General features: G+C 59.2%; 8 protein-coding genes, 2 tRNA genes and 3 rRNA genes. 5 read left to right on the top strand and 8 right to left on the bottom strand.

Features of this window, described 5'->3' with window-relative positions; genetic code table 11:
- Window positions 1-10 precede the first annotated feature (10 nt).
- On the top strand, window positions 11-1,039 hold the full coding sequence (gene adhP, locus ASB57_RS02755; RefSeq protein ID WP_057650352.1) for an alcohol dehydrogenase AdhP: 1,029 nt from the start codon (window positions 11-13) through the stop codon (window positions 1,037-1,039).
- A gap of 180 nt (window positions 1,040-1,219) precedes the next feature.
- Here adhP and ASB57_RS02750 read toward each other — a convergent pair whose 3' ends face one another.
- The 6 genes from ASB57_RS02750 to ASB57_RS02725 all read right to left on the bottom strand — a co-directional run bounded on the left by ASB57_RS02750 (window position 1,220) and on the right by ASB57_RS02725 (window position 8,329).
- On the bottom strand, window positions 1,220-2,551 hold the full coding sequence (locus ASB57_RS02750) for a dicarboxylate/amino acid:cation symporter (protein WP_057650350.1): 1,332 nt from the start codon (window positions 2,549-2,551) through the stop codon (window positions 1,220-1,222).
- 399 nt (window positions 2,552-2,950) lie between these two features.
- Window positions 2,951-3,063 (bottom strand): 5S ribosomal RNA (rrf, locus tag ASB57_RS02745).
- A gap of 200 nt (window positions 3,064-3,263) precedes the next feature.
- Window positions 3,264-6,146: ribosomal RNA gene (locus ASB57_RS02740) — 23S ribosomal RNA — on the bottom strand.
- 335 nt (window positions 6,147-6,481) lie between these two features.
- Window positions 6,482-6,557, bottom strand: a tRNA-Ala gene (locus ASB57_RS02735).
- Window positions 6,558-6,597: 40 nt separating this feature from the next.
- A tRNA-Ile gene (locus ASB57_RS02730) sits at window positions 6,598-6,674 on the bottom strand.
- Window positions 6,675-6,798: 124 nt separating this feature from the next.
- Window positions 6,799-8,329: ribosomal RNA gene (locus ASB57_RS02725) — 16S ribosomal RNA — on the bottom strand.
- Together the 16S, 23S and 5S rRNA genes with 2 tRNA genes alongside form the textbook arrangement of a ribosomal RNA operon.
- 785 nt (window positions 8,330-9,114) lie before the next feature.
- Between ASB57_RS02725 and rng the strand changes: the two genes are divergently transcribed.
- A complete protein-coding gene (gene rng, locus ASB57_RS02720) occupies window positions 9,115-10,599 on the top strand; it encodes a ribonuclease G (RefSeq protein ID WP_057650348.1) in 1,485 nt (494 codons plus the stop codon).
- A 49-nt stretch (window positions 10,600-10,648) separates the two neighbouring features.
- Here the strand turns inward: rng and ASB57_RS02715 are convergent, their stop codons facing one another.
- The gene (locus ASB57_RS02715; protein WP_057650347.1) at window positions 10,649-11,659 is read right to left on the bottom strand and encodes a hypothetical protein; all 1,011 of its coding nucleotides are present in this window, start codon (window positions 11,657-11,659) and stop codon (window positions 10,649-10,651) included.
- 250 nt (window positions 11,660-11,909) lie between these two features.
- Complete coding sequence (gene msbA, locus ASB57_RS02710) at window positions 11,910-13,697, bottom strand: lipid A export permease/ATP-binding protein MsbA (protein WP_057650346.1); 1,788 nt, start codon at window positions 13,695-13,697, stop codon at window positions 11,910-11,912.
- Between the two features lie 125 nt (window positions 13,698-13,822).
- Between msbA and ASB57_RS02705 the strand changes: the two genes are divergently transcribed.
- The 3 genes from ASB57_RS02705 to ASB57_RS02695 are packed head-to-tail and all read left to right on the top strand — an operon-like array spanning window position 13,823 to window position 15,907.
- A complete protein-coding gene (locus ASB57_RS02705) occupies window positions 13,823-14,836 on the top strand; it encodes a glycosyltransferase family 9 protein (protein WP_057650344.1) in 1,014 nt (337 codons plus the stop codon).
- A gap of 34 nt (window positions 14,837-14,870) precedes the next feature.
- Window positions 14,871-15,638 carry a YdcF family protein gene (locus tag ASB57_RS02700; protein ID WP_057650343.1) on the top strand — a complete coding sequence of 256 codons (768 nt, stop codon included), beginning with the start codon at window positions 14,871-14,873 and terminating at the stop codon, window positions 15,636-15,638.
- Entirely contained in the window at window positions 15,638-15,907 is a 270-nt protein-coding gene (locus ASB57_RS02695) for a YkgJ family cysteine cluster protein (RefSeq protein WP_057655865.1), read from the top strand. Before ASB57_RS02700 ends, ASB57_RS02695 begins: the two co-directional genes overlap by 1 nt.
- Window positions 15,908-15,973: the final 66 nt, after the last annotated feature.

Raw genomic sequence — 15,973 nt, 5'->3', positions numbered from 1 at the left:
GAGTTGCACCATGAATTCAACCATGAAAGCCGCGGTGGTCACCGCCTTCGGCCAGCCGCTGGAAATCCGCGAAATCGCCGTGCCCAGGCCGGGCGCGGGCCAGTTGCTGGTCAAGATCGAGGCCTGCGGCGTGTGCCATACCGACCTGCATGCCGCGGAAGGCGACTGGCCGGTCAAACCGAATCCCCCCTTCGTGCCGGGCCATGAAGGCGTCGGCTATGTGGTGGCCGCCGGCGCGGGCGTGACCCACGTCAAGGAAGGCGACCGCGTGGGCATCCCATGGCTGTATTCGGCTTGCGGCCACTGCCCGCACTGCCTGGGCGGCTGGGAGACGCTATGCGAAACGCAGCAGAACACCGGCTATTCGGTCAACGGCGGCTTCGCCGAATACGCGCTGGCGGATGCCAATTATGTCGGCCTGCTGCCGGATAACGTCGGCTTCGTCGACGTGGCGCCGATACTCTGCGCCGGTGTCACGGTCTACAAGGGCCTGAAGATGACCGACACCCGGCCCGGCGATTGGGTGGTGATCTCCGGCGTGGGCGGGCTTGGGCATATGGCGGTGCAGTACGCCCGCGCCATGGGACTGAATGTCGCGGCGGTGGATATCGACGACGACAAGCTGGCGTTGGCGCGGGCCTTGGGCGCCACGGTGACGGTGAACGCGCGGGAAGGCGATCCGGCCGCCTACATCAAGAAACAGATCGGCGGTGCTCACGGCGCGCTGGTGACGGCGGTCTCGCCCATCGCGTTCAAGCAGGCCCTGGGGATGGTGCGGCGCGGCGGCACGGTGGCGCTCAATGGACTGCCGCCGGGGGAATTCTCCCTGTCGATCTTCGACATGGTGCTGGATGGCACGACGGTACGGGGCTCCATTGTTGGCACACGTCTTGACCTGCAGGAGTCCCTGGCTTTCGCCAGCGAAGGCAAGGTCAAGGCCACCGTGTCCACCGATAAGTTGGAAAATATCAATCAGATTTTCCAGAGGATGCACGCGGGGCAGATAGAAGGCCGCGTGGTCCTGGATATGGCAGGGTAATCCGATCTCAGTGAGAGAGCCGCTACGTGCGAAATAACGCTGTCGCGCCCAAATGCGGTGTCGGCTCGCGCACCGGTTTGGCGACGGATTGCAAAAGGGCCACGTCAGCGACGTGGCCCTTCTACGAGTAGCGGGTACCGGTGACTAAGCCGTGGCCGTCACGCGGTGGCCGTCATGCGATCAGTGCGATCCGCTCGTTGCCGGCGTGGTCGTCGGCGCGGGTAGCGGGTTGCCGTCCAGCGCGGCGTCCAGGGCGTTCTTGTCCAGCTGACCTTCCCAGCGAGCCACGACGACGGTGGCGCAGGCGTTGCCGACCAGGTTGGTCAGCGCGCGGCACTCGGACATGAAGCGGTCCACACCCAGGATCAGCGCCATGCCGGCCACCGGCAGGTCCGGAATCACGGTCAGGGTGGCAGCCAGGGTGATGAAGCCGGAACCGGTCACGCCGGCGGCGCCCTTCGAGCTCACCATCGCGACCAGGAGCAGCAGGATCTGCTGGCCCCAGGTCAGATGAATGTCGCAGGCCTGGGCGATGAACATCGCGGCCATCGTCATGTAGATGTTGGTGCCGTCCAGGTTGAAGGAATAACCCGTGGGCACCACCAGGCCAACCACCGACTTGGCGGCGCCGGCGCGTTCCATCTTCTGCATCAGCGAAGGCAAGGCGGCTTCGGAGGAGCTGGTACCCAGCACCAGCAGCAGCTCTTCACGGATGTAGCGCACCAGCTTCAGGATGGAGAAGCCGTTGTAGCGGGCCACAGCACCCAGCACGACCACCACGAACAGGATGGAGGTGGCGTAGAACGTGCCGACCAGGGCGGCCAGGTTGATCACCGACTTGATGCCATAGGCACCGATGGTGAACGCCATCGCGCCGAAGGCACCGACGGGCGCCGCGCGCATCAGGATGGCGACCATCTTGAACACGGGGATGCTCAGGGACGTCAGCAGGTTGTAGATGGGACGGCCACGCTCGCCCACCAGGGCCAGGGCCACGCCGAACAGCACCGACACGAACAGGACCTGCAGGATGTCGCCCGTGACGAACGGACCGGCCAGCGAACTGGGGATGATGTTCATCAGGAAGCCGGTGATGGTCGAATCGTGCGCCTTCGTCACGTAGTCGGCCACCTTCTTGCCGTCCAGGGTGGCGGGGTCGATGTGCATGCCCACACCCGGTTGCGCCACGTGGCTCACCAGGATGCCGACGATCAGCGCCAGTGTGGAGAACGTCAGGAAGTAGATGAAGGCTTTACCGGCGACGCGGCCCACGCGCTTGAGGTCGCTCATGCCGGCGATGCCGGTGACGACGGTAAGGAAGATCACCGGTGCGATGATCAGCTTGACCAGCTTGATGAAGCCGTCACCCAGGGGGCGCATGGCCTCGCCCAGGTCGGGTTTGAAATGGCCTAGCAGGATGCCGATGATGATGGCGATGATCACCTGCACGTACAGGATGCTGTACCACTTGCTCGGCTTGCTCGGGACTTCGATGTTGTCTGCGTCAATCATTTAATAATCCGTGATATCGGTGATCCGGCTGTCTCCAGGGTTAGGGCGACAGCAGGACATTTCTGATTTACTACCCTACTCACTTATGGGTGCTCCTGGTCAACATGGTAGTACTTTTGCGCAAAGGTGTGTCCGTACTACGCGTAATACCTAGGTCGTAGACGAAAAAAAACCCACCAGGGTAGCGGCTCCCCCGTACCACGCTACGCGTGGCCCCCCAGGGGGCGACACCGGCGGACCGGCAAAGCCGGCTCCGCGGTGTCCCCGATGGGCCGGGGATATTAATCAGGCAATAAAAAAGCCCACCAGGTTTACCTGGTGGGCTTCTTCATGGAATCTTTTTCTTTCGCACAAAACAAAAACCCCGCTGGATTACCAGCGGGGTTTTGAGCAATAAGTGCCTGACGATGACCTACTTTCACAGACGTCCGTCCACTATCATCGGCGCAAAGTCGTTTCACTGTCCTGTTCGGGATGGGAAGGAGTGGGACCAACTCGCTATGGTCGTCAGGCGTAAAGGGTTGTGTGTCTTGAACGAGTCAAGGCACACCAATCTGGGAAGAAGCAAACGCTTATGTGTTCGGGTGAGTCTGGATTGCGATCGCGTCGCACGCGATGCCACATCAAACTACATTTCAATCGTTGGGGGTTGTTGTTAGCGCCTGTGCAGAGGTCACCTCACTCTTACACACAGACCAACCATCAGGGTTATAGGATCAAGCCTCACGGGCAATTAGTATCGGTTAGCTTAACGCATTACTGCGCTTCCACACCCGACCTATCAACGTCCTGGTCTTGAACGACCCTTCAGGGGGCTCGAGGCCCCGGGATACCTTATCTTTAGACGAGTTTCCCGCTTAGATGCCTTCAGCGGTTATCTCTTCCGTACATAGCTACCCGGCAATGCCATTGGCATGACAACCGGTACACCAGAGGTACGTCCACTCCGGTCCTCTCGTACTAGGAGCAGGCTCCATCAAGTATCCAACGCCCACGGCAGATAGGGACCAAACTGTCTCACGACGTTTTAAACCCAGCTCACGTACCTCTTTAAATGGCGAACAGCCATACCCTTGGGACCGGCTACAGCCCCAGGATGAGATGAGCCGACATCGAGGTGCCAAACACCGCCGTCGATATGAACTCTTGGGCGGTATCAGCCTGTTATCCCCAGAGTACCTTTTATCCGTTGAGCGATGGCCCTTCCATTCAGAACCACCGGATCACTATGTCCTGCTTTCGCACCTGTTCGACTTGTCAGTCTCACAGTCAAGCACGCTTATGCCATTGCACTATCAGCACGATTTCCGACCGTACCTAGCGTACCTTCGAACTCCTCCGTTACGCTTTGGGAGGAGACCGCCCCAGTCAAACTGCCCACCATGCACTGTCCCCAATCCGGATAACGGACCAAGGTTAGAACCTCAAACAGACCAGGGTGGTATTTCAAGGTTGGCTCCACCGAATCTAGCGACTCGGTTTCAGCGCCTCCCACCTATCCTACACAGGCCGGTTCAAAGTCCAATGCAAAGCTACAGTAAAGGTTCATGGGGTCTTTCCGTCTAGCCGCGGGTAGATTGCATCATCACAAACACTTCAACTTCGCTGAGTCTCGGGAGGAGACAGTGTGGCCATCGTTACGCCATTCGTGCAGGTCGGAACTTACCCGACAAGGAATTTCGCTACCTTAGGACCGTTATAGTTACGGCCGCCGTTTACCGGGGCTTCGATCAAGAGCTTGCACCCCATCACTTAACCTTCCGGCACCGGGCAGGCGTCACACCCTATACGTCGACTTTCGTCTTTGCAGAGTGCTGTGTTTTTAATAAACAGTCGCAGCCACCGATTCTCTGCGACCCCATCATGCTCAGCGCGCAGGCGCTTCACACTACCGGGGCATACCTTCTCCCGAAGTTACGGTATCAATTTGCCGAGTTCCTTCTCCCGAGTTCTCTCAAGCGCCTTGGAATATTCATCCCGTCCACCTGTGTCGGTTTGCGGTACGGTCTCGTACAGCTGAAGCTTAGAGGCTTTTCTTGGAACCACTTCCAATCACTTCGCGAAACATGTTCGCTCGTGCCACACCCTTGAGTCATGCGCCCGGATTTGCCTAAGCGCCCTCTCTAATGCAGCAACAGGGACTTCCAACACCCTGATGATCTTCCGCGATCCGTCCCCCCATCGCACTGTACGACGGTACTGGAATATTAACCAGTTTCCCATCAGCTACGCATCTCTGCCTCGCCTTAGGGGCCGACTCACCCTGCGCCGATGAACGTTGCGCAGGAAACCTTGGACTTACGGCGAGGGGGCTTTTCACCCCCTTTATCGCTACTCATGTCAGCATTCGCACTTCTGATACCTCCAGCAGCCTTTACAAGCCACCTTCACAGGCTTACAGAACGCTCTCCTACCGCGTGCATCGAAATGCACACCCGCAGCTTCGGTTTATCGCTTAGCCCCGTTACATCTTCCGCGCAGGACGACTCGATCAGTGAGCTATTACGCTTTCTTTAAAGGGTGGCTGCTTCTAAGCCAACCTCCTGACTGTCTATGCCTTCCCACTTCGTTTCCCACTTAGCGATAATTGGGGACCTTAGCTGGCGGTCTGGGTTGTTTCCCTCTTGAGTCCGGACGTTAGCACCCGGTGCTCTGTCTCCCAAGCTGGACTTGCGGGTATTCGGAGTTTGCCATAGTTTGGTAAGTCGCCATGACCCCCTAGCTATAACAGTGCTCTACCCCCCGCAGTCATACTTGAGGCACTACCTAAATAGTTTTCGGAGAGAACCAGCTATTTCCAGATTTGTTTAGCCTTTCACCCCTATCCACAGCTCATCCCCTAATTTTTCAACATTAGTGGGTTCGGTCCTCCAGCACGTGTTACCGTGCCTTCAACCTGGCCATGGATAGATCATCTGGTTTCGGGTCTACACCCAGCGACTGAATCGCCCTATTCGGACTCGCTTTCGCTACGCCTTCCCTAATCGGTTAAGCTTGCCACTGAATGTAAGTCGCTGACCCATTATACAAAAGGTACGCAGTCACCCCACAAGGAGGCTCCTACTGTTTGTATGCATACGGTTTCAGGATCTATTTCACTCCCCTTCCGGGGTTCTTTTCGCCTTTCCCTCACGGTACTGGTTCACTATCGGTCGATCACGAGTATTTAGCCTTGGAGGATGGTCCCCCCATCTTCAAACAGGATTTCACGTGTCCCGCCCTACTTTTCTTACGCTTAGTTCCACACACGAGATTTCGTCTACAGGGCTATCACCTGCTACGGCCGGACTTTCCATTCCGTTCGACTATCCCATGCGCTAAAACGTAAAGGCTGTTCCGATTTCGCTCGCCACTACTTTCGGAATCTCGGTTGATTTCTTTTCCTCGAGCTACTGAGATGTTTCAGTTCACCCGGTTCGCCTCCATGAGCTATGTATTCACTCATGGATACCGTCTTGCGACGGTGGGTTTCCCCATTCGGATATCTGCGGATCAAAGCTTGTTTGCCAGCTCCCCGCAGCTTTTCGCAGGCTACAACGTCCTTCATCGCCTGTGATCGCCAAGGCATCCACCATATGCACTTAGTCACTTGATCCTATAACGCTAATGGCTATAGCACCAACAACTAACCTTCACAATTCACTGTATGTCTGACATGACATCGCATTTGTGCCGTTCCAAATTGCTTTAGAACTTTATGATTGCAATCACAACCCGTATTCACCTTTCATTCGATTTAACGAATTACTCGACAAACACATTGTCGTTTTGCTTCTTCCAGATTGTTAAAGAACGATATACAGCTATTGGATTAAAAACCCAACGTTTAAGACTTCATCGCCCAAGCGATGCAGCACTAAACGTTAGACTCTTGACCTTGCGGACCCGGTATTCAAACCCCACTGCCCATCTGTTGAACACAGAAAGTAGTGGTGGAGGTGAACGGGATCGAACCGATGACATCCTGCTTGCAAAGCAGGCGCTCTCCCAGCTGAGCTACACCCCCATTCATGCTTCACCGTATCACTACGTTGCCGCATAAACCGTGGTGGGTCTGGTTGGATTCGAACCAACGACCCCCGCCTTATCAAGACGGTGCTCTAACCGACTGAGCTACAGACCCAATTTTTCATCGGATCCGCTGTGGATGACAGACAAGAGATTCGCTCTCTACTGCCCTGCCACCGATCCAGCCATATTAACAACCGATAAGTGTGGACGCTTAACACCAATCACGCTTCGCTCTGAAAGGAGGTGATCCAGCCGCACCTTCCGATACGGCTACCTTGTTACGACTTCACCCCAGTCATGAATCCTACCGTGGTAATCGCCCTCCTTGCGGTTAGGCTAACTACTTCTGGTAAAACCCACTCCCATGGTGTGACGGGCGGTGTGTACAAGACCCGGGAACGTATTCACCGCGACATGCTGATCCGCGATTACTAGCGATTCCGACTTCACGCAGTCGAGTTGCAGACTGCGATCCGGACTACGATCGGGTTTCTGGGATTGGCTCCCCCTCGCGGGTTGGCGACCCTCTGTCCCGACCATTGTATGACGTGTGAAGCCCTACCCATAAGGGCCATGAGGACTTGACGTCATCCCCACCTTCCTCCGGTTTGTCACCGGCAGTCTCATTAGAGTGCCCTTTCGTAGCAACTAATGACAAGGGTTGCGCTCGTTGCGGGACTTAACCCAACATCTCACGACACGAGCTGACGACAGCCATGCAGCACCTGTGTTCCGGTTCTCTTGCGAGCACAATCAAATCTCTTCGATCTTCCAGACATGTCAAGGGTAGGTAAGGTTTTTCGCGTTGCATCGAATTAATCCACATCATCCACCGCTTGTGCGGGTCCCCGTCAATTCCTTTGAGTTTTAATCTTGCGACCGTACTCCCCAGGCGGTCAACTTCACGCGTTAGCTGCGCTACCAAGGCCCGAAGGCCCCAACAGCTAGTTGACATCGTTTAGGGCGTGGACTACCAGGGTATCTAATCCTGTTTGCTCCCCACGCTTTCGTGCATGAGCGTCAGTGTTATCCCAGGGGGCTGCCTTCGCCATCGGTATTCCTCCACATATCTACGCATTTCACTGCTACACGTGGAATTCTACCCCCCTCTGACACACTCTAGCTCGGTAGTTAAAAATGCAGTTCCAAAGTTAAGCTCTGGGATTTCACATCTTTCTTTCCGAACCGCCTGCGCACGCTTTACGCCCAGTAATTCCGATTAACGCTTGCACCCTACGTATTACCGCGGCTGCTGGCACGTAGTTAGCCGGTGCTTATTCTGCAGGTACCGTCAGTTGCGCCAGGTATTATCCGGCGCCGTTTCTTTCCTGCCAAAAGTGCTTTACAACCCGAAGGCCTTCATCGCACACGCGGGATGGCTGGATCAGGGTTTCCCCCATTGTCCAAAATTCCCCACTGCTGCCTCCCGTAGGAGTCTGGGCCGTGTCTCAGTCCCAGTGTGGCTGGTCGTCCTCTCAAACCAGCTACGGATCGTCGCCTTGGTGAGCCTTTACCTCACCAACTAGCTAATCCGATATCGGCCGCTCTAATAGTGCGAGGTCTTACGATCCCCCGCTTTCCCCCGTAGGGCGTATGCGGTATTAGCTACGCTTTCGCGTAGTTATCCCCCGCTACTAGGCACGTTCCGATACATTACTCACCCGTTCGCCACTCGCCACCAGACCGAAGTCCGTGCTGCCGTTCGACTTGCATGTGTAAGGCATCCCGCTAGCGTTCAATCTGAGCCAGGATCAAACTCTTCAGTTCAATCTCTGTTTGTATGCCCTAAGACCCAGTAAACCAGATCGAAGGACATCTTTCGCAATTTGCTCAAAGGAAGTGAGAGTTAAGACAAATTGCTTTGCCCTAATTTCTTACTTCTATGTGAGCGTTTGATTTCGTTGGCGCCATCGATTTCTCGATGGACAGCGCAATCCGCATCAAGCGCCCACACTTATCGGTTGTTTCGTTGTTAAAGAGCGGTACTGCCAACTGCTTGCCTGCCGTTTTACCTGATTCGCTTCGCTGCTTTCGCCGCGTTGCTGTTTCAGCAGCAGAGAAACGAGATTATGAAGCAGTTTTTCGAAGTTGTCAAATTCATTTCTGAACTTTTTTTACTTCTTTCAAACGCTGCGTGCTTCTTTGAAGTCACCGCCTTGCATTTGAAGTCTGCTTGCTCGACCCGTTGCCGGATCTCGCTGAAACCGTTTCGAGGGACGCCATGCGCTGAACCTTAAAACTGCTTCATCATCTCACTTCACCTTCGCTACTCTGCTTGGCTACGAATCGCAGCCCTGGGGCTTCCGGTTCGTTGTCGCGTTTGCGTTTGAGCAGCGAAGAAAGAGACTATAGCACGGTTTTTTTGGCGTGCGCAAGTCAGTCATTAAAAAACTTAAAAAACATGGGTCTTGGCTTCTGCCTTAGCTTCTGCGCCACGGCAACCCACTTTGTCGATAGACTGCAAACATTAACGGCCAGTCGTCCCCTGCGGGTCCGCGGGCAGCTGCCGCCGCACAGAACACCATATACATATATATAGAAGAACCAACGACATGCCCTCAAGCACCGTGCTGCCTAGTGAAGACATACTGATCAACGTCACGCCCTTTGAAACCCGCGTCGCCATCATCGAGCAAGGCGCGGTACAGGAACTGCACGTCGAGCGCAGCATCCAGCGTGGCCAGGTGGGCAACGTCTATCTGGGCCGCGTGGTTCGCGTGCTCCCCGGCATGCAAAGCGCTTTCGTCGACATAGGCCTGGAGCGGGCTGCCTTCATTCATATAGCGGACCTGCGTGAGAACCGCGCGGAGCGCAGCCAGGGTGTGACACTCACTCCTATAGAGAAGCTGCTGTTCGAGGGGCAGACGCTGATGGTGCAGGTGGTCAAGGATCCACTCGGCACGAAAGGGGCGCGACTGTCGACCCAGATCAGTATTGCCGGCCGCATGCTGGTTTACCTGCCGCACGACCCGCATATCGGCATTTCGCAGAAGATCGAATCCGAGACCGAGCGCGTGCAATTGCGTGAACGCCTGCATGCCTTGGTGCCGGCCGACGAGAAAGGCGGTTTCATCGTGCGCACCCAGGCCGAAGGCGCCACCGACGACGAACTGCATGCCGACCTCGAATACTTGCGCAAGCTGTGGTCCAGCGTGCAGGCCCAGGCGCGCACCCAGCCGCCGCCGACGGCGCTGCACCAGGACCTGACGCTGTCGCAACGCGTATTGCGCGACATGGTGGGCCCGCGTACCGGCACCATCCGCGTCGATTCGCGCACGACCAGTGCCAGCCTGATCGAATGGGCGAAGTTGTACACCCCCTCCGTCGCCGAGCGTATTTCCCACTACAGCGGCGAGCGCCCTTTGTTCGACATCGCCAATGTCGATGATGAAATTGCCCGGGCCCTGTCACGCCGCGTGGACCTGAAGTCCGGCGGCTACCTGATCATCGACCAGACCGAAGCGCTGACCACGGTCGACGTCAATACGGGCGGTTTCGTCGGCGGGCGCAATTTCGACGACACCATATTCAAGACCAATCTGGAAGCGGCGCAGGCCATCGCGCGTCAGCTGCGCCTGCGCAATCTGGGCGGCATCGTGATCCTGGACTTCATCGACATGGAAGATCCCGAGCATCGCGACACCGTGCTGGCCGAACTGCGCAAGGCCTTGTCGCGCGATCGCACGCGCATGACGATCAATGGCTTTACCCAGTTGGGCCTGGTGGAAATGACGCGCAAGCGCACGCGCGATTCGCTGGCTCACCAGCTGTGCGAGCCCTGCCCCACCTGCCAGTCGCGCGGCCACGTCCGTACGGCGCGCACGGTCTGCTATGAAATCCTGCGCGAGATCCTGCGCGAGGCGCGGCAGTTCAATCCCAAGGAATTCCGCATCCTCGCGTCGCAGGAGGTCGTGGACCTGTTCCTTGAAGAGGAAAGCCCCTACCTGGCGATGCTGGGCGACTTCGTGGGCAAGAAGGTGTCCCTGGAAGTCGAGGCGACTTACAACCAGGAGCAGTACGACCTGGTACTCATCTGACGTAGCGTTGCAAGCCGCCGGGGCGGCCGCACGCACCGATGCTGGCGTCTTATGAGAAATCCAACGTGATGATTTCGCCCTTTTCGCCGTCGCTATTCAGCAGGTGGATGCGATTTCTCACGTTGTCGATAACGGCCACGGGGTGGTCCGGTCTCTGCTCCCCGGAACCATCGTAAGCACTGCTCTTGATTTTGATTTCCTCTTGTCCCTGCAGGGACTTCAACTCAATGGGAAGCACGCCGCCCCGCCCTACGAGATACAGAATCTTCTCCGACATCAGCAGGACACGAAAGATGCCGCTGATATAGAGCGGAGCCACGATGAGCGGGTAACCCGGCCTGGTGGTGTCGTAAATGTTCAGACTCGAGGTCGGCTCGAACTCACTACCTGACACCACGGCAACCACGAACATGGAACCCGTGCTCGTTTGTATGGCAATACCTTCCGGCTCCTGGGGGTCAGTCAGGAGCGGAATCGCCCCCTTGGCGGACACCTGGGCGGTATCGATCGGAAAGACGATGCTCGAAACCGGCTCGCTCAACCAAAGAACGTTACGCACATCGTCCAGCGTCGTAGAGGCGACCAATCCCGACATTTGCTCCGAGATATCGATCGTGGAGAGGTACTGGTGCTGCTTGTCGTCGATGACCACCACCTGCGACGTCGAATTGAAGATGTTCAGATCGGTCCACGCCGCGTACACCCGCCGATGCTTCACATCGAACCGCGCCGTGTTGATCAAGCCGTTGGTCACCGGCAGGTCTATCGTCGTGCGTGCGGCGAAGGTCACGTCGTAGTGCGTGGCCTTCCATTGATCGCCTTCCTGATAGAAGAAGTAGGACCAATCGTACTCATCGACCGCGATCGCCGACGTCCTGGTTCCGGGCAGAAACTTGATCTGCTTGTTTTCCAGCCTGCCGTCCGCGCCGATGTTGAACGCCAGCACCCGCGGCCTGTCTTCGTTCTGTACGACATACATGCGCCCTGTCGCTTCGTTGATTTGCAGCAATGCCGCTTTCGGCAGATCGATAGGGGTGCGGTAAATCCTGGGGTCAGCCATGATCTTCATCCTTGGGTGGGGCCCTGCAAGTTAGGGAATGACAGCTTGCAGCGACCGCCCCTGGATAACCGTCGGCGTCTTCTAATTGTCGAGCCAGGCAGCCGATCGCTGGAGGCTCATTCTCCACACAAAGGATGAGACCGATGAGTGCGGAAAGACAGATCCATTTTGAAAAGGCGCCCGGACAGGGACAAAAGAAAGCCGGCTTACCAGAGCCGGCTTTCTCCAACGCGCATGACCTGAAGGCGCCTTAACCCGAATGATCCATATCGCGGAACTGCATACGGTACAGGGACGCATACAGTCCGTTCTGGGCCAGCAGCTCTTCGTGGCGGCCCTGCTCCATCACCTTGCCCGCGTCCAGCACGATGATGCGGTCGGCATTCTGGACGGTGGACAGGCGGTGCGCGATGACCAGGGTGGTGCGGCCCTTCATCAGGCGCTCCAGCGAGGACTGGACCTGGCGCTCGGATTCATTGTCCAGGGCCGACGTGGCCTCGTCCAGGATCAGGATGGGCGCATTCTTGATCAAGGCGCGCGCGATCGCCAGGCGCTGGCGTTGGCCCCCTGACAAGCGCGCGGCATTCTCGCCGACGGGAGTCTGCAGGCCATTCGGCAACTGAGCGACGAAATCGCGCAGATTGGCGGCCTCCAGCGCGGCCATCACCTGTTCGTCGGTGGCCTGCTCCAGCGAGCCATAGCCGACGTTGACCGCGATGGTATCGTCGAACAGCACCACGTCCTGGCTGACCAGCGACAGATGCGAACGCAAGCTGGCCAGGGTCAGGTCATTGATCTCCACGTCGTCGACCAGGATGCTGCCCTCGGTGGGCAGCACGAAACGGGGCAGCATGTTGACCAGCGTGGTCTTGCCGCTACCGGAACGACCCACCAGGGCCACTGTCTCGCCAGGTTGCACGCTGAAGGAGATACCCTTCACCGTGTCCTGCGACGCATCCGGGAAGCGATGGCCCACGTCGCGGAACTCGATCTTGCCGCGCACCGGCGCCGGCAGCGACTGCGTGCCGCTATCCAGCTCGGGCACCTGATCGATCAGGGTGAACACGCTTTCCGCGGAAACCAGCATGCGCTGCATCTTGCCGGCCAGGTTGGTCAGGCGCTTGACGGGGTCGAACAGCTGGGCCAGGGACGCCATGAAGGCGGCGAAACTGCCGGCCGTCAGGGTGCCGGTGTTGGCCTGCCCCAGCGCCACGGCGATGATGGCGCCCACCGAAATGGAGATGCAGACCTGGGTCAAGGGCGTCATCGCGGCGTCGGCGACGGCGCTGCGCATGGCGAAACGGCGCAGGCGGGAATTGACGTAAGCGAAGCGGCCGCGTTCGAATTCGTAACCGTCGAACAGCTTGATCACGCGCTGGCCGTCGATGCCTTCACCGACCACGCGTGTCAGTTCGGCGTTCATATTGACCGTGTCGCGGTTGATCTTGCGCAGGCGGCGAATGAAAACCCGGGCGATCAGCACGGACATCGGCAGCGTGACCAGGATGATCAGGGTCAGCACCCAGGACATGTACAGCAGGACGCAGATCAGCGCCACCACCACCAGCGACTCGCGCACCAGCACGGTGATGACGTCGGTGGCGTAGCCGGTGACGTTGCCCGCATCGATGGTGAAGCGGTTCAACAGCCGGCCGGTATCGCCCCGCTTGAACTCGGCGTCGGGCAGACCCAGCAGGCGGTCGAACATTTCCTGCCGCATGCCGCGCAAAACGTTGTTGGCGACCCACGCCAGCAGATAATCGCTGAAGAAGTTGCAGGCGCCGCGCAGCACGATCAAACCGACCACGGACAGGGGAATCGCCCAGACATAATAGGGCTTGGCCCCGGAGAACCCGTCATCCAGCAAAGGCTTCATGATGACGGCCAGCGTCGGCTGCGTGCCGGCGGCGCCGGCCATCAGCAACACGGCCAGTATCAGTGCTTTCCAATGGGACCCGACACGGGAATAGATGCGGGACCAGATGACGGACTTGACCGCCTGGTGACCCGCCTGCGCGTTACGTGCGGCAGAATTCAAGAAATCTCTCGCTTTTATACAATCCTGACCCGGGATTGTACCGTTGGCTCGCGAGATCCCACGGCGTGTGCCTGGCCTGCATTACCATCCTTGACAAAAGCTCCATTATTCCGCTCACTTCCGCTATGCCTTCGAATCTCCGCCTTTACGTCAGACTGCCTAACTGGGTGGGGGACGTGTGCATGAGCCTGCCTTCCCTGTACGCGCTGCAGGCCACCGGCCTGCCTCTGACGATCTGCGCCCGGCCCTGGGCCCGCGACCTGTTGGCCGGCGTGGCGCCGGCGCACGACTTCGTGCCGATGCGGGGCGCCTTCCGCGCGGATCGCGCCGCGCTGCGGCAACAGATGCGCGACAGCGGCGCGCGCGGGCGCGACTGCCGCGGGCTGAGCCTGCCCGATTCCCTGTCCAGCGCGGCAGTGATGCGCCTGGCGGGCATCCCCACGGCCGGTTACCGGGACGACGGGCGCAGCCTGCTGTTGCGCTGGCCGATAGACAAACCGAAGGCGCCGCTGCATGCGGTGGAGTCCTGGTACCACCTGACGCGCACAGCGTTGACCAGTTGGAATCTGCCGGCAGGCGAGGAACAGCCCGGTCCGGAGCTGGGGCTGACTCCCACCGCCGACCAGGCCGCCGCGGCCGACACGGTGCTGGCCGCCGCCGGCCTGGCCAACGGCACCGACGACGCTGGCCGCCCTTTCGTCCTGATCGCGCCCACCGCCACCGGCCTGCATCGCGGCCGCAACAAAGTCTGGCCGCATTTCGACGCCCTGACGCAAAGCTTGCAGGCGCAAGGCGTGGAGGTGGCCATGTGCCCGCCCCCGGCCGAGGTCGATGAAGCCCGCCGCAATGCCCCGACCGCGCGCCTGCTGCCGGCCTTGGGCCTGGGCGCGTTTGCCGCGCTGACCACCCGGGCCGCCCTGGTCGTGTGCAATGATTCGGGCGTATCGCATGTGGCGGCTGCCGCCGGCGCACGTCAGATCACCCTATTCGGCGTCACCAACCGCGAGCGCACCGGCCCCTGGTCGCGCGCCGCCATCTGTCTGGGTTCGGACCAGCACTGGCCAGCGGTGAGCGACGTCGAACCGGCTGTCAAAGCCTGCCTGGAATCAAGCGGTGACCTTGCGCGTATCACTGATTGACACGGAAGCCGCGCCTCGGAACAATCGTGCCGGTATGGAAATCGCAAGTCTGCTGGCAAATCTGGTCATTCCCCTGAACCTCTGCCTGACCCTGGTCGCCCTGGGTCTGGTATTGGCATTGTTTCGTCTGCGCGCCGCGGGCGCCGTCCTGGCCATCCTGGGCCTGGCCTGGGCGCTGGCGTGGTCGCTGCCGATCACGTCCCTGTGGCTGGGCGGCGCGCTGGAGCGGCAGTATCCCTATATGCAGCCGGCCGAGCTGCCCCAGGCGGACGCCATCGTGGTGCTGGGCGGCAACACCGCCAACAGCCGTCCGAACTGGTTCCTGCCCTACGACCGCGACACGGCGGTCACCCGCCTGCAGACCGCCACCCAGCTATACCTGGCCGGCCGCGCGCCCAAGATCGTGCTGTCCGGCGGCGCCCTGTCCGGCGACGTCAGCGAGGCCCAGGGCATGGCCCATGCACTGCGCCAGGCCGGCATTCCCGAGCACGCATTGATACTCGAAAATTTCAGCCGCACCACGTACGAGAACGCCACCTTGACCGAGGACGAGCTGCGCGACCATCACCTGGGCACCGTGCTGCTGGTGACCTCGGCCCTGCACATGCCACGGGCCATGGCGGCCTTCCGCAAGCAAGGCGTCACCGCCGTCGCGGCGCCGTCCCTGCCGCAGATCGTCGTTCCCACCACGCAGCCGCCGCTGGAGACCTGGCTGCCCGATGCGCGTACCTTCGAGGCCAGCCGGTCCATCATCAAGGAATACTCCGGCTTGTTCGTGTACTGGCTGCGGGGTTGGGTCTGATGGCGTTGTCCTGTCGTCCCGGCTGCGGCGCCTGCTGCATCGCGCCGTCCATCACCAGTCCTTTGCCCGGCATGCCCCAGGGCAAGCCCGCGGGGCAACGCTGCGCGCAATTACTCGATGACATGCGCTGCGCGGTCTTCGGCAAGCCGGAACGGCCTGCCTTCTGCGGCGGGCTGCAGGCCGCGGCCGATATGTGTGGCCCGGATCGGGTTCACGCCATCGCCTGGCTGAGCGACCTGGAAGCGGCTACCGCGCCGGCGTCCTCCTAAGACGACAGACCAAAGAGACGCCGTCCTGCCGGTCAGAAAAATCTTGCGTTTTCCGCGCGCTCGTGG

The organism is Bordetella sp. N, assembly GCF_001433395.1.
Lineage (GTDB): Bacteria > Pseudomonadota > Gammaproteobacteria > Burkholderiales > Burkholderiaceae_B > Bordetella_C.
This window is presented reverse-complemented; position numbering and strand designations above follow the sequence as displayed.